General features: G+C 60.5%; 16 protein-coding genes and 1 pseudogene. 12 read left to right on the top strand and 5 right to left on the bottom strand.

All coding sequences use genetic code 11. From position 1 onward, the window contains the following. Positions 1-39 precede the first annotated feature (39 nt). The 8 genes from DC522_RS06240 (at position 40) to DC522_RS06205 (ending at position 9,250) form a co-directional block, all read left to right on the top strand. On the top strand, positions 40-246 hold the full coding sequence (locus tag DC522_RS06240; protein WP_116527839.1) for a hypothetical protein: 207 nt from the start codon (positions 40-42) through the stop codon (positions 244-246). Positions 247-486: 240 nt separating this feature from the next. Further along, positions 487-2,469, top strand: a complete 1,983-nt coding sequence (locus tag DC522_RS06235; RefSeq protein ID WP_245444009.1) for a long-chain fatty acid--CoA ligase — start codon at positions 487-489, stop codon at positions 2,467-2,469. Then, the gene (locus tag DC522_RS06230) at positions 2,466-3,266 is read left to right on the top strand and encodes an ABC transporter ATP-binding protein (protein WP_116527838.1); all 801 of its coding nucleotides are present in this window, start codon (positions 2,466-2,468) and stop codon (positions 3,264-3,266) included. Before DC522_RS06235 ends, DC522_RS06230 begins: the two co-directional genes overlap by 4 nt. Positions 3,267-3,276: 10 nt before the next feature. Then, on the top strand, positions 3,277-4,233 hold the full coding sequence (locus tag DC522_RS06225) for a branched-chain amino acid ABC transporter permease (RefSeq protein WP_205769521.1): 957 nt from the start codon (positions 3,277-3,279) through the stop codon (positions 4,231-4,233). Positions 4,234-4,245: 12 nt separating this feature from the next. After that, on the top strand, positions 4,246-5,331 hold the full coding sequence (locus tag DC522_RS06220; protein WP_116527837.1) for a branched-chain amino acid ABC transporter permease: 1,086 nt from the start codon (positions 4,246-4,248) through the stop codon (positions 5,329-5,331). Between the two features lie 73 nt (positions 5,332-5,404). Continuing rightward, on the top strand, positions 5,405-6,727 hold the full coding sequence (locus DC522_RS06215; protein ID WP_116527836.1) for an ABC transporter substrate-binding protein: 1,323 nt from the start codon (positions 5,405-5,407) through the stop codon (positions 6,725-6,727). Positions 6,728-6,898: 171 nt separating this feature from the next. Further along, on the top strand, positions 6,899-7,747 hold the full coding sequence (locus DC522_RS06210) for an ABC transporter ATP-binding protein (protein WP_116527835.1): 849 nt from the start codon (positions 6,899-6,901) through the stop codon (positions 7,745-7,747). A 270-nt stretch (positions 7,748-8,017) separates the two neighbouring features. Further along, complete coding sequence (locus tag DC522_RS06205; RefSeq protein WP_116527834.1) at positions 8,018-9,250, top strand: phenylacetate--CoA ligase family protein; 1,233 nt, start codon at positions 8,018-8,020, stop codon at positions 9,248-9,250. Positions 9,251-9,616: 366 nt separating this feature from the next. On the opposite strand, the gene DC522_RS06200 is transcribed toward DC522_RS06205, so the two are convergent. From DC522_RS06200 to DC522_RS35385, 3 genes are all read right to left on the bottom strand, one after another. Next, positions 9,617-10,393 (bottom strand): outer membrane protein, encoded by a 777-nt coding sequence (locus tag DC522_RS06200; RefSeq protein ID WP_116527833.1) that lies wholly within the window; start codon positions 10,391-10,393, stop codon positions 9,617-9,619. Between the two features lie 377 nt (positions 10,394-10,770). Continuing rightward, on the bottom strand, positions 10,771-11,223 hold the full coding sequence (locus tag DC522_RS06195; protein ID WP_245444007.1) for a sigma factor-like helix-turn-helix DNA-binding protein: 453 nt from the start codon (positions 11,221-11,223) through the stop codon (positions 10,771-10,773). Between the two features lie 94 nt (positions 11,224-11,317). Further along, on the bottom strand, positions 11,318-12,178 hold the full coding sequence (locus DC522_RS35385) for a pentapeptide repeat-containing protein (protein ID WP_116527832.1): 861 nt from the start codon (positions 12,176-12,178) through the stop codon (positions 11,318-11,320). 525 nt (positions 12,179-12,703) lie between these two features. On the opposite strand from DC522_RS35385, the gene DC522_RS06185 reads away from it, so the two are divergent. From DC522_RS06185 to DC522_RS06175, 3 genes are all read left to right on the top strand, one after another. After that, positions 12,704-13,366: a Crp/Fnr family transcriptional regulator gene (locus DC522_RS06185; protein WP_116527980.1), complete on the top strand. Its 663-nt coding sequence runs from the start codon at positions 12,704-12,706 to the stop codon at positions 13,364-13,366. Between the two features lie 154 nt (positions 13,367-13,520). Next, complete coding sequence (locus DC522_RS06180; RefSeq protein ID WP_116527979.1) at positions 13,521-14,549, top strand: Fe(3+) ABC transporter substrate-binding protein; 1,029 nt, start codon at positions 13,521-13,523, stop codon at positions 14,547-14,549. 71 nt (positions 14,550-14,620) lie between these two features. After that, the gene (locus tag DC522_RS06175) at positions 14,621-16,330 is read left to right on the top strand and encodes an iron ABC transporter permease (RefSeq protein ID WP_245444003.1); all 1,710 of its coding nucleotides are present in this window, start codon (positions 14,621-14,623) and stop codon (positions 16,328-16,330) included. On the opposite strand, the gene DC522_RS06170 is transcribed toward DC522_RS06175, so the two are convergent. After that, positions 16,325-17,182 carry a LysR substrate-binding domain-containing protein gene (locus DC522_RS06170; protein ID WP_116527831.1) on the bottom strand — a complete coding sequence of 286 codons (858 nt, stop codon included), beginning with the start codon at positions 17,180-17,182 and terminating at the stop codon, positions 16,325-16,327. The genes DC522_RS06175 and DC522_RS06170 overlap by 6 nt on opposite strands. Before the next feature lie 104 nt (positions 17,183-17,286). Here DC522_RS06170 and DC522_RS06165 point away from each other — a divergent pair, with 104 nt between their 5' ends. Continuing rightward, entirely contained in the window at positions 17,287-17,682 is a 396-nt protein-coding gene (locus tag DC522_RS06165; protein WP_116527830.1) for a tautomerase family protein, read from the top strand. Positions 17,683-17,728: 46 nt separating this feature from the next. Here DC522_RS06165 and DC522_RS35775 read toward each other — a convergent pair. Continuing rightward, positions 17,729-17,878, bottom strand: a pseudogene (locus DC522_RS35775) (succinyl-CoA--3-ketoacid-CoA transferase); the annotation flags it as partial.

The following is a 17,878-nucleotide window of genomic DNA, read 5'->3' as shown; positions in this document are numbered from 1 at the left end:
GCCCGTGCCGTCACATCGACAATGATGTAGGAGGCGCTGATGCAGCAGGACACGTTTCACATCGGCCAGCTTGTGCGGATCACCCGCCCCTCCTCCGGATACGCGGATCACCGCACCTATTGCATCGTTTGCCTGATTTGTGAGAATGAAGACGAACGTCTCTATCGCGTGAAGAACACGGTCGGCGTTGAGCGTCTGGTCAGGGCAGAGGAGATCGAGCCCGCGGCCCTCACGGCGGTGCCATAAGCCTGAATCAGGCTAAGGGGCCTGCCCGAAAGCACGCCTGGCCGTATATTAGTCCATGGTATTGGTGGCCTGCGCCTTGCCGACGCCGAACCGGCACGACAGAATACCTCCCATAAAGCTCGACAAGGGCAGCCGGCGATCGACCGGATAAAAGCGCGGGCCACAACAACCGCGCGATAGAGGAAACGAGGCCAACCCGCAGGCTCCTGGAGCCATGCGGTGTCCAGGGAGGAGACGTCGGTGACGGCGGCTGCGGACTCGCGCGAAGATACGTTCCCCAAATTGCTGGCGCGGAATGCTCGCATTCGCCCGCAACGAACTGCATTCCGTCACAAGGATCTCGGGATCTGGCAATCCTGGACCTGGGCGCAAGTTTACGACATCGTCCGTGCCTATGCCTCCGGCCTTCAGGCGCTTGGGGTTCAGCGTGGCGGCAAGATCGCCATCATCGGCTATAACCGTCCCCATCTCTACTGGACCATCGCCGCCGCCCAATGGCTCGGTGCCATCCCGATCCCGGTCTATGCGGATTCCATCGCCGAGGAGATGGCCTATGTGCTTAGCCATGCGGAGGTGACCCATGCCGCCGTGCAGGACCAGGAGCAGGTCGACAAGCTGCTCGCTGTCTCGGACCAGCTGCCGCGCTTGGCGCATGTCCTGTACGACGAGGACAAGGGCCTGCGCGACTACGACCACGGTCGCCTGCACTCCATCGCTTCCGTGATTGAGGAAGGACGTGCGCGGCTAGCCGATGCTGGGGAAGCCGAAAAGATCGAGAGTGAACTGCAGAACGGCAAAGGCTCGGACCTTGCCATTATTCTCTACACCTCCGGCACCACGGGCCGCCCCAAGGGCGTGATGCTCACCTCCGATGCGGTGATCGCGGCGGCCCGAATCGGCTGCGATTTCGACAATCTGAACGAGACGGACGAGATCATGGCCTACCTGCCCATCGCGTGGGTGGGCGATCACATCTTCTCCTACGCCCAAGCCTTCCTCGCGGGCCTCTGCGTGAACTGCCCCGAAAGCCCTGAAACGGTGGCCGAGGATCGCCGGGAGGTCGGCGCCACTTACGTCTTCGCCCCGCCGCGCGTGTTCGAGAGCATTCTCACGCTCACCATGGTGCGCATCGAGGATGCGGGCGCGCTGAAGCGGCGGATGTTCCATTTCTTCATCAAGCACGCCAACAAGGTGGGCGAGAAGATCCTGAACCGAGAGCCCGGCGTCAGCGCGTGGGACCGCCTGCTCTGGCAGATCGGCAACGTGCTGGTCTATGCGCCCTTGCGCAACCGCTTCGGCATGACGCGCGTGAAAGTGGGCTACACGGCAGGCGAGGCCATCGGGCCAGAGATCTTCCGCTTCTACCGCTCCATCGGCGTGAACCTGAAGCAGCTCTACGGACAGACGGAAGCGTCCGTCTACATCACCATGCAGCCGGACGGCGAGATCCGCGCCGATACCGTGGGCCGCCCTGCCCCGCAGGTCGAGATCCGCATCGCCAACAATGGGGAAGTGCTCTACCGCTCGCCCGGCGTGTTCATCGGCTATTACAAGGATGACGAGAAGACCGCCGAGACCAAGACACCTGACGGCTTCGTGCATTCGGGCGACGCCGGCTTCTTCGATGCCAATGGGCATCTCAAGATCATCGACCGCGCCAAGGACGTGGGCAAGATGCGGGATGGCGCGCTCTTCCCGCCCAAATACGTCGAGAACAAGCTGAAGTTCTATCCCAACATCAAGGAAGCCGTCTGCTTCGGCGATGGAAGGGATTACGTCTCTGCCTTCATCAATATCGACCTCGTGGCGGTGAGCAACTGGGCCGAACGCAACGGCGTCACTTACGCTTCCTACCAGGAACTCGCCGGTCACCCGCGCGTCTACGAGATGATCGAGAAGCACGTGGACGAGGTGAACCGCTCGCTCGCCGCGGAACCGCGCATGGGTGGCGCGCAGATCAAGCGCTTCCTCATCCTGCACAAGGAGCTCGATGCAGACGACGGCGAGTTGACCCGTACGCAGAAGGTGCGCCGCGGCTTCATTGCCGAGCGCTATGCGCCTCTGATCGAAGCTCTCTACGACGGCTCGCCCGAGGCCGACATCTCCACCGAAGTCACCTTCGAGGATGGCCGCAAGGGCGTGATCTCCGCGCGCGTGAAGATCAGGGACATGAAGCTCTATCCCATTGAAAAGACCACTCTCATCCCGGAGGCCGCCGAATGAGAGCGCCCGAACATCCTGTTCTGTCCAAGGGCGATGTGCTGCTGGCCGTCGAGAACGTGTCTCTGGCTTTCGGCGGCGTGAAGGCGCTGACGGATGTGTCCTTCGACATCCGCAAGAGCGAGATCCGCGCCATCATCGGTCCGAACGGCGCCGGGAAGACCTCGATGCTCAACTGCATCAACGGCTTCTATTATCCCACCGAAGGCCGCATTACCTTTAAAGGAATAAAGCGCCCGAAGATGCGGCCCTACGAGGCCGCGCGGGGTGGCATCGCGCGCACCTTCCAGAACGTCGCGCTCTTCAAGAGCATGTCGACGCTCGACAACATCATGGCGGGCCGCTCCATCAAGATGCGGTCGAACTTCTTCTGGCAGCTCTTCCGCCATGGCCCGGCCATGAAGGAGGAGGTCGAGCACCGGAAGTTCGTGGAGGAGATCATCGATTTCCTCGAAATCCAGCACATCCGGAAAACTCCCGTAGGCCGCCTCCCCTATGGCCTGCAGAAGCGCGTCGAACTTGGCCGTGCGCTCGCCATGGAGCCGGACCTGCTGCTCCTCGACGAGCCCATGGCGGGCATGAACCTCGAGGAGAAGGAGGACATGTCCCGCTTCATCCTGGAGGTGAACCAGCAATACGGCACCACCATCGCGCTGATCGAACACGACATGGGCGTGGTGATGGACCTCTCGGACCGTGTGGTCGTGCTGGAATATGGCCGCAAGATCGCGGACGGCACGCCGGACGAGGTGAAGCGCGACCAGCGCGTGATCGACGCCTATCTCGGCGTGGCGCATTGAGGGGCAGTCGATGGACATTCTCTACAAAGTCTTCGTCGAACCCTTCGTCTTCATGGGCGAGGCGCCGGATCTGCTGATCCAGACGCTCTGGGAAGGGCTGGTTTCGGGCGTTCTCTATGCGCTGATCGCGCTCGGCTTCGTGCTGATCTTCAAGGCCTCGGGCGTGTTCAACTTCGCTCAAGGCATCATGGTGGTGTTCGCCGCCCTGATCCTGGTGGGTCTTTACGAAAAAGGCGTCCCGGCATTCCTGGCACTGATCCTTGCGGCAGCAGCAATGCTCGTTCTCGCCATCGTGGTGGAACGGGTGGTGCTGCGCCCCCTCGTGAACCAGCCCGACATCATCCTCTTCATGGCCACCTTCGGCCTGACCTATCTGCTGATCGGCTTCGGCGAACTCATCTTCGGCGGCAATCCGCGCGAGATGATCACGGACGCCCTCCTCCTGCCTCAAGGAACCACCGAGATCGATGCGCTCGGCGGCTCCATCCGTCTGCAGCATCTCGACATCGCCGCAGCCGTGATCGCCTCCATCATGATCGGCCTGCTCGCGGTGTTCTTCTCCAAGACCCGTATCGGACGGGCGCTGCGGGCAGTGGCGGACAGCCACAAGGCTGCGCTTTCCGTGGGCATCTCGCTCAACCAGATCTGGGTCATCGTGTGGTTCGCCGCAGGCCTCGTGGCTTTGGTCGCCGGCATCATGTGGGGCGCGCGCTCGGGCGTGTCGTTCTCGCTCCAGATCATCGCCTTGAAGGCGCTGCCCGTTCTCATTCTCGGCGGCTTCACCTCCATTCCAGGCGCGATCATCGGTGGTCTCATCATCGGCGTCGGCGAGAAGATCGGCGAGTTCTATTGGGGGCCGCTGGTCGGCGGCGGCGTCGAGACATGGCTGGCCTATGTCATCGCCCTCCTCTTCCTGCTCTACAGGCCGCAAGGTCTGTTCGGCGAGAAGATCATCGAACGGATTTAAGGGAGATCTGACGTGCTCTACCGCGAAGCCGGTCAATTCAAGACGAATTACGTCAGCGACTCCGCGATCTTTCCCCTGCGCGAGGACAGGATCGGCCTCGGCATCATCATCCTGGCGGCCTATGCCCTCGCTTTCCTTGGCAACAGCTTCCTCCTCCAGGCGGTCATGATTCCCTTCCTGGTGTTTTCGCTCGCCTCCATCGGGCTGAACATCCTCACCGGGTATACCGGCCTGCTCTCGCTCGGCACGGGCGCCTTCATGGGCGTGGGGGCCTACGCCTGCTACAAGCTGATGACGGCCTTTCCGGAGGTGAACGTGATCGTCTGGATCTTCGTCTCCGGCTTCTTCTCCGCCGCCATCGGCGCGCTGTTCGGCCTGCCGTCGCTGCGCATCAAGGGCTTCTATCTCGCGGTCGCGACGCTCGCCGCCCAGTTCTTCCTGCAATGGTGCTTCATCCGCATCCCGTGGCTCGTGAACTACAACGTCTCGGGCGCACTCGATGCACCGCTTCGCACCCTCTTCGGCATTCCGATCGTCGGCGCCACCGCCACGCCCCAGACACGCTATCTCGTGGTGCTCACCATCGTCATCCTGCTCACCTGGCTCGCCTCGAACCTCGTTCATGGCCGCATCGGGCGCATGTGGATCGCGATCCGCGACATGGATCTGGCGGCCGAACTCATGGGTATCCGTCCGCTTCAGACGAAGCTCCTCGCCTTCGCCGTCTCGTCCTATTACTGCGGTGTCGCGGGCGCGCTCCTCGTCTTCCTCTGGTACGGTGGCGCGGAATACGACGTGTTCAACATCAACCAGTCCTTCTTTATCCTCTTCATGGTGATCATCGGCGGACTGGGCAGCCTCATCGGCTCTTTCTTCGGCGCAGCGCTCATCTTCATCATGCCCATCGTGCTTGGGCTAGTGCTGCCCGCCCTGCTCTCGCCTTTCGGCATCTCGGTGGGGGCGGACACCATCGAGCACCTGCGCTTCATGATCGTCGGTGCTCTCATCATCTTTTTCCTGATCGTGGAGCCGCACGGCCTCGCGCGGCTCTGGCAGATCGGCAAGCAGAAGCTCCTGGTCTGGCCGTTCCCCTACTGACGGCAGGCTTGAAAGGAGACGGGAACTGAAAAATCCGGCGTGAAGCCGGACAACAACGGGAGGAAACGAAAACATGTCGTTTCGCAAACTGAGCCTTAAACTGATCGCCGCGACCCTTCTCGCCGGAACCGTGCTGCCTGCCTTCGCGCAGGATTCGATCTACGTTCCCCTCTTCACATATCGCACGGGTCCCTTCGCGGGCTCCGGCACCTACATCGCCGACGGCATGCACGATTATCTTCAGATGCTGAACCAGCGCGATGGCGGCATCGGCGGCGTGAAGCTCGTCATCGAAGAATGCGAGACGGGTTACGACACCAAGAAAGGCGTCGAATGCTATGAGGCGGTGAAGGGCAAGAACCCGGTCATGGTCAATCCATGGTCGACCGGAATCACGCTTCCGCTCATCCCGCGAGCATCCGTCGACAAGATCCCGATCCTCTCCATGGCCTATGGCCTCTCGGCTTCGGCGCGCGGCGATATCTTCCCCTGGGTGTTCAACCCGCCGGCCACTTATTGGGACGGCATGTCGATGATCATCAAGTACATCGGCGAGAAGGAAGGCGGCCTCGACAAGCTGAAGGGCAAGAAGATCGGCTTTATCCATCTCGATGCCGCCTTCGGCAAGGAGCCGATCCCGCTGCTACAGGAAATGGCGAAGGATATCGGCTTCGAGGTGGCGCTTTATCCCGTCGCCGCGCAGGACATGCAGAACCAGTCCTCGCAATGGCTCAGCGCCCGTCGCGACCGGCCCGATTACATGATCATGTGGGGCTGGGGCACCATGAACGGCGCAGCCGTGAAGGAAGCGGTGCGCTCCGGCTACCCCATGGACAAGTTCTATTCCGTGTGGTGGCCAAGCGAGGATGACGCGCGCAGCGGCGGCGCAGGCGCCAAGGGCTTCAAGATGCTCAACTGGCACGCGGTGGGCACCAACTTCCCCGCGCTCCAGGATATCCAGAAGCACGTGGTCGACAAGGGCCTCTCCAAAGCCGGCAAGGACAAGGTCGGCGAGCTTCTCTACAACCGCGGCGTCTACAACTCGCTGCTGATAGCGGAAGCCATCGCCACGGCTCAGAAGCTCACGGGCAAGAAGGCCGTGACCGGCGAAGACGTGCGCCGCGGCATGGAGAACATCAAGCTCGATCCCGCCCGCCTGAAGGAGCTTGGCCTTGAAGGCTTCACCGATCAGCTCGTTCTCTCCTGCGCCGACCACAACGGCCACCGTCCGGCCTTCATGCAGGAATGGGACGGCACGAAATGGGTGAAGATCTCGAACCCCATCGAGCCGATGACCGATCGCGTGAAGGCTCAGCTCGATGCCGCCGCGAAGGACTATGCCGAGAAGAACACCGGCTGGCCCAAGCGCACGGAAGCCTGCGACAAGGCAAGCTGATTTAGCCCCTCGTCATCACCGGCCTTGTGCCGGTGATCTCGATCGGCAAGGCGTTGCGCTTTTCTTTATCGAGATGGCCGGGACGAGCCCGGCCATGACCAAGAAAGCGCCTTACAAGATCAAGGCACGGCCCTCTCCACAAAGGGGAGGAAAACCGAAAAGGATTCGTCGATGTCGAGTGCCGCTCAAATGCAACCACAAGGCCAGCCGCAAATTGTGGGAACTGTTCTGGTGGTGAACAACATCGAGGTCGTCTACGACCACGTGATCCTCGTGTTGAAGGGCGTCTCTCTCACCGTGCCGAAGGGCGGCATCGTCGCGCTGCTCGGCGCCAATGGCGCGGGCAAGACGACGACACTGAAGGCCGTGTCCAACCTGCTGCGCGCCGAGCGCGGCGAGGTCACCAAAGGCTCGATCGAGTTCAAGGGCGAACGCGTCGACAAGCTCTCTCCCAACGAACTGGTGCGGCGCGGCTGCATTCAGGTTCTCGAGGGCCGCCATTGCTTCGGCCACCTCACCATCGAGGAAAACCTTCTGACCGGCGCCTTCACGCGCAAGGACGGCAACGCCGCCATCCGCCGCGATCTGGAGGCGATCTACGAATATTTCCCGCGCCTGAAGCAACGGCGCACATCCATGGCAGGCTACACCTCCGGCGGCGAACAGCAGATGTGCGCCATCGGCCGGGCGATGATGTCCCGCCCCTCCATGATCCTGCTCGACGAGCCATCGATGGGCCTTGCGCCGCAGATCGTGGAGGAGATCTTCGAGATCGTGCGTATTCTCAATTCAAGCGAAGGCGTGTCCTTCCTGCTCGCGGAGCAGAACACCAACATGGCGCTCAAATACGCCACCTACGGCTATATTCTGGAAACTGGCCGCGTGGTGATGGACGGTCCGGCACAGTCTCTGCGCGAAAATGAAGATGTGAAGGAGTTCTACCTCGGCGTCTCGGAAGGCGACCGCAAGTCATTCCGCGCCGTGAAGAGTTACAAGCGTCGTAAACGCTGGCTGGCGTAAGCCCACAGGAATGACATACCACATGCTTGACCTAAGAGAGACCATATTCTTAGCATCCCCAGGACTGCGAATATCCAGATTCACAGCGCAAATCTTTCATTCCTAGGGGGCACGCCGGGTGCCAACCGCTTCGGCGAAGCTCCGGCTCAAACGCCTGCCCTGCCAGGCACGCAGTCTGCCACTTGATCAAGACAGCCGCGCTGCACGCCTTTCGTCGTGCCTGGCTGCGCATTGTGAAAGTCGCTCAGCAAGGGGAGTTCGATCAGTCACATGACAGACCATCACGATCATCTCGAAACGCGCAACCCGGCCGATCGGGAGGCCGATCTGTTTCGTCGCCTCCCGGATATCCTTCGCCGCGCTTCAGCCGCTCCGGCTTATGCGGAGCGGCTGAAGCGCATCGATCCGGCCAGCATCACGAGCCGTGAGGCCTTGGCCACCCTTCCCGTGCTGCGCAAAGGTGAACTCTCCACGCTTCAGAAATCCGCCCTGCCCTTCGGGGGGTTCATTGCAGAGGCGCCCGGTTCATTCGGACGGCTCTTCACATCCCCGGGGCCAATCTTCGAAGCGGAAGCGGCTGTGACAGACCCCTGGCGCACTGCGCGCGGGCTTTTTGCTGCAGGCTTTCGCCGCGGTGACGTCGTTCTCAACACCTTCAGCTATCACCTGACGCCGGGCGGCTTCATCATGGATTCCGGCGCCCGCGCCCTCGGCTGCGCCGTCATTCCCGCTGGTCCCGGCAACACCGAGCAACAATTCGAGCTGATCGAGGCCTATCGCCCGAATGCCTATTGCGGCACGCCGGATTTCTTGAAGATTCTTCTCGACAGCGCCGCGACCTCCGGTCGAGACCTCTCGTCCATCAAGCGGGCGCTCGTGTCGGGTGCCGCCTTTCCGAAATCGCTCCAAGAGAAATTTTCGGAACATGGCATCGAAGCCTTTCAGGCCTATGCCACGGCGGATCTCGGCTTCATCGCCTACGAGACCTCCGCCCGCGAAGGTCTTGTGGTCAACGAGGACATCATCATGGAGATCGTACGTCCTGGCACAGGCGATCCCGTATCCGAGGGCGAGGTCGGCGAGATTGTCGTCACCACCCTCGATCCGCATCATCCGTTCATCCGCCTGGCGCTTGGCGATCTCACCGCTGTGTTGCCGGGGTTGAGCCCATGCGGACGCACGAACATGCGGATCAAGGGCTGGCTGGGCCGGGCCGATCAGGCGGCCAAGGTGAAGGGCATGTTCGTGCGCCCAGAGCAGGTTGCGGAGATCGGCCGTCGTCACCCGGAACTCGGGCGCCTGCGCCTCCTCGTCGAGCGGGAGCACGAAACCGATGTGATGACCCTTGTCGCGGAATGCACAGGACCCTCGGACGATCTTGTCGCAGCCGTGACAGCCACGCTTCAGTCCATCACCAAGCTCAAGGGCATCGTCACGCTTGTCGCTCCGGGAACTCTTCCCAACGACGGCAAGGTCATCGCCGACGAGCGGACCTACGGCTAATGTGCAGCCCACGAAGCTTGGCTTTTTCATGGAGGATCAGAGATATAGTGGAAAAAGAAAGAGCACCCGGAGGGTGCTCTGAGGTGTCCGGCCGTAGGGGCAAAAAGGACCGGAGTTGCATATCAACGCACGTTTCCCGATTTTGTTCCGAAAGTTTTTGAAAAAATTTTATTCCTAGGCTGCGCCTCATTCAGGTCACCTTTCGCCGGTCTAGGGCTTAGCTTCCGTGGGGGCAAACACGGGCCGCGGCCGCGACCAGGATCCCAAAATGGACCGGTCGCGGCCGTTTTGTTGAGCATGCCTCAAGCAGGCAGAATAAAAGGCCCGGGTTTCCCCGGGCCTTGTCTGTCGCGGCCGCGACGGATCTTAGTAGGTGCCGAACTTGAAGTTCAGCTTGGCACGAGCCACGAAGAAGTCGCTGTCGTCGTTGTCTCGGGGCAGAAACACATCGACTGGCGCTCCGCCAACCGGAGTAAAGGTCCCGATGCGGCCGTCATCATCGTCTTCATCGATGCTGACCCACAGCCCTTCCACACCGAAGGTGACCGCCGACGAGCCGAACCAGGTCACCGGCAGGGCCCACTCAACACCACCGCCGGCCGTCCAGCCGGTATTCTCGTCCGTGAAGGCCAGACCGCCGGTGGCGTAGATCAGAACGCGGTCGAACGCGACACCGGCGCGGGCGCGCACCGTGCCGAACCAATCCTCATCATTCTCGAACTCGCCGGGCACGAAGGTGCCGGCAAAGCCCGGGCCCGGGACGAACACCGCATCTCCGCCATCGTCGCTATCGACCCACTGGATGTCGGCCTCGAGACCGACCACGAACGAGCCAAATTGATAGTTGTAGCCGATCTGGGCGCCACCGACGAAGCCGCCATCGCCATCATCGAACTCCAGCGTACCCGTCAGGCCTGCCGGAATGCCAGGGCCCGTCAGAATTACGGATTCTTCATCGTCGTCGCGCCAGCCCCAGCCGGCGTTCACACCGGCATAGAAGCCCGTCCAGGTGAAGATTGGAGGAGCCGCCACAATCGGTGCTGGCGGCGCAGCGCGCGCCGGCAAGTCCGCCGCGGAAGCAGCCGACGCTAGAAGCGCGGCGGATGCAGCCCCGGCAAGTAAACTAACAAGATATGTCCTCATAACCGCCATCCTTTGTGCGAGGGGATAACCAGGGCAGTTTATGGAGGCACCACAGAAGAAGGCTATGACAGATCTGCAACACCCTGTAGCAGCGCGACAATTCTGAAAGATAAAAAAGTAGTACTACTTTTGAGTAGACTATGGCGGTTTACGCTTATATTCCTTGAAATCGAAGATTTTCAAGGGCGATTACAATAAATAATTTGACAAGTTCTTTACGATGTGTCCCACTTACAATGTTTTCGGATAGTTTCCGAAGGCGAGGAGAATCCTTACCCTGCCCTCCGGGCAGGGTTTTTTCTGGCAAAGCTCATTAAATCCATGAGGAGATGGTGCGGCACGACTGTGCTCTCCGGTGAGCTTCGACCTAAACCGAATTACAGATCGCCGAGGATAAGCTGTGCCTGATTAGGACTGGCACCGTTCTTCCGTTTCTTCGCACCGGAGAATGAAGCGGCATTGGTTTTCTGCCCCTTGGACGTATTCCGTGCGGTTGCCCTTGTCATCCTGGCTTTCGCGCGGTCCCGTGCAACGGCCTCAGGAGCCTCAGGATCCTCGCTCAGCCACTTACCGCGCTTGATGACTTCATTGACCCGCCCCTGGTTGACCCCAAGCTCGAAGGCGATTTCCTGTTGGGTCATTTCCGTGGTCGCATGGAGTTCGAGAATGCGGCGGGCAAGTTCAGGTGTCATCTTCCGACCGGCGATGCGGCGCGCCGGTGCCACTGAGCGTGTCACTCGGTCCCGCTCACGCAGTTTCTCCAGAATAGCCAGAGCCATGTGCATGCCCTGCTCGCGAAGGGCGTCCTCGAATTCCTTGAGCGTCGTCACCTTGGGCCCACTCCAGTCAATCAGAGAACTCGCATTTCGAATCCTCGCGGAATCCAACGGTTAAGCTGACGCTTTGTTTCAGCTTGTGGGTCTTTCAATCCTCGTCAGTGTGACATGGCCACGTCCTCGGAGCCGAGAGGCCCGTGGGGAGCTTCGTTCGCTCATCGCCGCAGGCCATGTCGATCTGCGCCTGCGTCAGGCCTTTTACAGCGGTCAAATCAGCACCACCCAGCTGCGTCAGGTAAAGGTAGGCCCCAGACACGGTCACATCCTGAAGCGCCAAGCCTTCCAAATGCGCCCGGGAAAGATTGGAATAGCTGAAATTCACGCCTCGCAGATTCGCTTGCTGAAAGATTACTCGGGCCAGTTCGGCCTTCGACATATCGGCGCGTTCGAGATTGGCGCCGCTGAAGTCCGAGCGATTCAATTCCGACTTCAGGAAGTTGGCGCCCGAGGCTTGAACCTTTGCAAAATTCGAACGATTCATGTCGGCGGAAGCGAAATTCGCTTCAGTCAACACGGCCTCGGCAAAGTTCGCTCGCCATCCTAGTGCTTTGGTGAAATTGGCTTTCGACAGATCGGCTTTCTCAAAGCGGGCACGACTGATCTCCGTCTCACTGAGATTGGCTCCCACCATCTTCGAGCCTCCGAAATCGCTCGCGGTCAGGAGCGATCGCTGGAAAATCGTGCCGGTCAGGTCCTCTCCGCTCAGCATGACGCGTGCCTTGGAACATCCCGACCAATCGGCGCCGGGCCCAGGCGAGTCCTGGCACTTGGCTTCGGCTGCCCCGCCGAAGACCGCAAGCATCAACGCCGCTCCCGCAAGCCGGCCTATCTCTTTGCCAGATGACCATGTGCGCACCGTCCAGCAATGAGGCCCCATGTGCTCCTCTTTGGTTGCGGAATTGAAACCACTCTTAAAAGTAGGTCTCGCTGCTTTGCGGGGGAGCCCCATTCAAGGAATATCGGATGCACGCCAGGACTCGACTTAGCGCATCTACGGCCTAGCTTATGCAGCGGAACTGGGGAATATATCATGCGTCAGAAAATGATCTTTTCTCTTCTTTGCTTCGCCGGGCTGGCACTGGGTGGATGTTCGATCTCCCCTGCACCCCAGGGCGTGCTGCCTCGCACGGACGTTCCTCCGCCTCCATCCGCGACAGGCAGCGTGCCGAACCGTACCGCCGTGGGCCCAACCACGAATGCGCAGCAGCCTCAGCGTCAGGGCTTAAGCGTGCCTGACCGACTTGTGCCTCGGCGCCCGGCGGCGAGCCCCTGAGCATCGCCTAAAGGCAGATCCATGAAAGACCCAAGGCTCCCAGCGGGGCCTTTTTCATGGGCGAAACACCGATTGAGCTACCTCCAGGTGCGCCAAAGCACAGCTGTCGCCACGGTGACGCTTAGTGGTATATGACGCTACGGAATGCATAAGGGGGAGCATCTCATGACATGGACCGACGCTTTGGCTTGGCTCGACGGAATGACCTGGCTCGATGGACTGGCATGGCTGGCGGCCATTCTCGCCATCACCGGCAGCGCGATGCGCACGATCATTCCCCTGCGCTGCGTCGGCATTGCCACGAACGCGGTATCGCTCACCTATGCGGTGTTCATGCGGGCCTATCCGAGCATCACGGTCAACCTGATCCTCCTCCCCCTCAACACGGTTCGGCTCTACCAAATGATCCGGCTGATCAAACAGGTGAAGCAGGCATCGAAAAGCGATCTCTCCATGGAATGGCTCAAGCCGTTCATGACCCGTCGCACGGTGAAAGCGGGAGAGATCCTGTTTGCAAAAGGCGATAGCGCCACCTGCATGTTCTACACCCTCGCCGGCCGCTACCGCCTGAAGGAACTCAACATCGAGCTGGTGCAGGGACAGGTCGTGGGCGAGATGGGCTTCATGTCGCCCGACAACAGGCGCACCCAGACTCTCGAATGCCTGGAAGACGGCGAAGTGCTGAACATCTCCTACGATGAGGTTCGCCAGCTCTACTTCCAGAATCCCGAATTCGGCTTCTACTTCCTGCGACTGACGAGCGAGCGCATGTTCAAGAACATGGAGATGATGGAAGCAGAGATCGCACGACTGAAGAATGCGACGGCAGAGACTCCGTTCCTTCGACAGGTGGCCTCAGCTTAGAATGCCTCCAAACAACATCCAGTTTAGAAGTCCTATAAGTTATTGTTTTAGCTTACATTTTCCTTGACCGGACATCACCATCATGGTTCTTGCAGCCATCCGGGACAGGTCTTGAACCTGTTCTACTTGGTGAAGGATCTTGATGATGCTGACAATGCAATTTGCACGCAGCCTTGCGTTCGGCGCTGCCGCTCTCGGCACCCTGGCTGGTTCCACGTTCTCCGCCTCCGCCGCGGAAGCGCTGAACATCTACACGACCCGTGAGCCGGGCCTCATCAAGCCGGTCCTCGACGAGTTCACCAAAGAGACCGGCATCCAGGTCAACACGATCTTCATCAATAACGGCCTTGAGGAGCGCATCCGCACCGAGGGCGAGAACAGCCCTGCCGACGTGATCCTGACTGTCGATATCGGTCGCCTGCAGGCCGCCAAGGACTACGGCGTGACGCAACCGGTGAAGTCCGAAGCGCTCGAGAAGGTGGTCCCTGCCGCCTACCGCGATCCGGAAGGTCACTGGTTCGGCATCGCGCTGCGCGCCCGTGTGGTTTATGCCTCCAAGGACCGCGTGAAGCAGGACAAGATCTCTTACGAAGAGCTCGCCGATCCCAAGTGGAAGGGCAAGGTCTGCATCCGCTCGGGCCAGCATCTCTACAACATCAGCCTCATCGCCGCCGCGATCGCTCACATGGGCGAGGCGAAGGCCGAGGAATGGCTTAAGGGCGTGAAGGCGAACCTCGCCAAGAAGCCGTCGGGCGGCGACCGCGAGCAGGCCAAGGACATCCTGGCCGGCGTCTGCGACATCGGCATCGGCAACACCTACTACGTCTCGCTCATGCGCAACGGCAAGGACGAGGAGCAGAAGAAGTGGGGCGAGGCGATCAACGTGATCCTGCCCACCTTCCAGGGCGGCGGCACCCACGTGAACGTCTCCGGCCTTGCTCTCGCCAAGCACGCGCCGAACAAGGCGAATGCCCTGAAGTTCATGGAGTTCATGGTCTCCAACGACTCGCAGCGCATCCATGCCGAAGCCAACTCGGAATATCCGATCAAGGCCGGCATCGCGATCCATCCGACCATCGCCTCCTTCGGCGAGCTCAAGGCGGACAACGTGTCGATTGCGGAGATCGCCAAGCTGCGTAAGAAGGCCAGCGAACTGGTCGACAAAGTCGGCTTCGATCAATAAGGCCTAAGAGCAGTTCTTGAAGCTGCCACACTCATAGGAGGCGCCGCCGGCGACGGCGGCGCCATTTCGCTTTGAAAGCAACCGCAGAAGCATCGTCCCTCTTCCGCTTCGGCCCCTGGCGCACGGCCAAGCGCATTCCGTGGTGGCTCTCCGCCGCCGTGGCGGCGGTGGGGCTGCTTGTGTTCATGCCAATCGCGGCGCTGATCGGAATCGCGGCGGAGGGCGATGCGGAAATCTGGCCTCATCTGATCCGGAATGTGCTGCCGGCGAGCATCGTCGATACGCTGGCGCTGCTTGCAGGCATCGCCGTCGTTGCAGGCTCCATGGGCGTTACATCCGCCTGGCTCGTCACGGCGCATCGCTTTCCTGGCCGCAATATTCTGGTGTGGCTTCTGCCCTTGCCGCTCGCCGTGCCCACCTACATCACGGCATACATCTACGTGGAGCTTTTCGACTCTGCGGGCCTCGTCCAAATGGCCTTGCGCGATCTGATGGGCTGGAAATTGCGGTCCGATTACTGGTTTCCGGAAGTCCGTTCGCTTTACGGCTGCATTGTCGTGATGTCCGCCGTGCTCTACCCTTATGTCTACATCGCCGCGCGCGCGATGTTCCTGACGCAGAGCGCGAGCATGCTGGAAGTGGCCCGCGTGCTCGGCGCGAGCCGTCTCAAGCTCTTCCGCGTCATCGCGCTCCCCCTCGCCCGCCCTGCCCTGGCCGTCGGCCTGTCGCTCGCGCTGCTCGAAGCGTTGAACGACATCGGCGCGAGCGAATATCTCGGGGTGCGCACGCTGACCGTCTCCGTCTACAACACCTGGCTCAATCGCGGCAGTCTTGCAGGCGCAGCGCAGATCGCCTGCGTGATGCTCGCCCTCGTCGTCGCGCTGATCCTGATCGAACGCTATGGCCGCAAGGATCGGCGCTATGCCACCTCCGCCAAGCGTTCACGCGTGGTGCATCCTGCGCCTCTCTTCGGCGGTCGCGCATGGCTCGCGACGGTGCTCTGCACTATCCCGGTCTTCCTCGGCTTCGTCCTGCCGCTTGTCTTCCTGGTTCGTGAGATCCTGCGCGGAAGCCTCGTCAATCAGCTCGATCAAGAATTTCTCGAACATCTCCTGACGACTGTGGGGCTTTCTGTCACAGCCACTCTCGCGGTGCTGGCGGTGGCGACCCTGCTCGTCTCCGCCGCACGCATTGCCAAATCCTCACTCACGAAGAGCACCTTGTTCGTGGCAGGCCTCGGCTACACGGTGCCCGGCACCGTTTTGGCTCTCGGCCTCATGACTCCGCTGGTAAAGATCGACTCGCTGATCGGCGCGCTCTGGCGCAGCCTCACGGGCGAGCGTCTCGGCCTGCTCATCATGGGAACGGCCGGTGGCATCATCATCGCCTATGTGCTGCGCTTCCTGTCGATTGCCACGGGCTCGCTCTCGGCAGGGCTGGATCGCGTCTCGCCAAGTCTCGAAGATGCCGCGCGCACGCTGGGCGCATCCCGGAAGGAGATGGTCTGGCACATCCAGATCCCGCTGATGCGCCCTGCGCTCGCCAGTGCCGCGCTTCTGATCTTTGTGGACTGCATCAAGGAATTGCCGGCAACTCTGCTGCTACGGCCGCTCAATACGGAGACACTCGCAACCCAGGTCTATACGTATGCCTCGCGCGGCCGCTTCGAAGATGGCTCTCTGGCCGCACTGCTCATCGTGCTGATCGGCCTCGTTCCGGTGATCCAGCTCGTGCGGAGCGCAGAGGCCAAGCCAAAGGCTGCGGAAACATCCAGCTCATAAAGGAAAGGTTTCCAGCAAGCTCTCTTGAAACCGCAGAGCCGCGGGAGACAGAGAATGTCGGCTGCTATGGAGCGCCAGAGAAATCGTCGGCATCGCGGGCAGTGCTGTCTCTCTCAAAACCCTGACTTGCGAAGGCAGTGCGATTTCCAAGCGCGGTGTCACGCCTAAACCGGATCCTACGGCAGCCCATGCACCTGCAAGGCTGTGAGTCGTGAAGCTGACTCGCCATGGAATACCGGCTTGGTTGAGGGCTTCCAGACCTGCTTCTCGAAACAGGCAAGGAGGTTCGAAGAGAACCAAGGGAACGGCATCCCGGCCCTGGCGCGATGGTTGGTCGCCCTGTGGCCCAACCCAAACTATGGGTAGCGTTGCGAGAAGCTTTGCGTCGGGACGGTGACTGCTTCCAAACACCAGAGCCAGATCGAGCTTACCCGCATCGAGCGCCTCCAAGAGCGCAACATTGCGATCCACTTTCGCTTCAATGTGGACATCGGGATGAACCCGTTTGAAGCGCCCCAACACCGTGGGCATCCAGGTTTCGGCAAAGTCGCTCGGCATGCCGAACCGAACACTTCCCTCAATGGCAAGTCCTTTGACCGCACTGACTGCGTCATCATTCAAGACCAGGATCCGTCGAGCATAATTGAGAAGGACGTCCCCTGCCTCCGTCAGAACCAATCGACGGCCTTTCTTCTGAAACAACGCAGTGCCGACTTGCTGTTCCAGTTTCCGGATCTGCAAACTGACGGCTGATTGGGAGCGACCAATTATGCCTGCAGCCCGATTGACCCCGCCGTTGTCGCAAATCGCAATCAATGTGCGCAGAACATCCGTCTCAAGATTGATGGGCATGATCGTTCTGAAATTCCAAACATTCAGATCAATATAATCAATTTTTCGAAACAGTCACGCTGCCCTAATCTTCTTGAGCAATTGGCAAGACCAAGGAGAGATCCATGCCGTTTATTCGCCTGACGATCCTCGCTCCTTCCCTTCATGGCGATCAGGTTCGCGCCCTTCAGGAAGGCACAACGCGATTGATGAGCTCGGTGCTAGGCAAGAATCCGTCTTTGACGGCGGTACTGGTGGAGCAGGCGCAGCCTGGCGGGTGGAGCATCGGGAACGAAGCAGCCCCCGTAGCAGCTCATGTCCAGGCGATGATCACTGCAGGAACCAACTCTCCTTCGGAAAAGGCGCGCTTCATTGTGGATGAGATGGCCCTATTGAAAGAGGTTCTCGGCCCTGACCTTAGGGACGAAACCTACATCGTCCTCCATGAAGTTCCTGCAGAGAGTTGGGGCTATGGCGGCCGTACACAAGAGGACCGCAAGAAACGTTCAGAGGCGGCTTAAAGGACAAGCCGCCTCTGAAGAAAGTACACTGTCAGTATGATACGGATCAGGCCGCCTGCTTGCCGTTCAGCGCGACCTTGAACTCGGCTTGCGTCTTGGCCCTGATCTCATCGACCGTGACGCCGTCGGCGAGCTCGATCAGGGTCATGCCGGAGCCGCCCTTCTTGTCGATGGAAAAGACACCGAGATCGGTGAT

This window comes from Microvirga sp. KLBC 81 (assembly GCF_003075415.1).
Lineage (GTDB): Bacteria > Pseudomonadota > Alphaproteobacteria > Rhizobiales > Beijerinckiaceae > Microvirga.
Note: the sequence above shows the minus strand (reverse complement) of the source record. Positions and strands in the feature narration are given on the sequence as shown.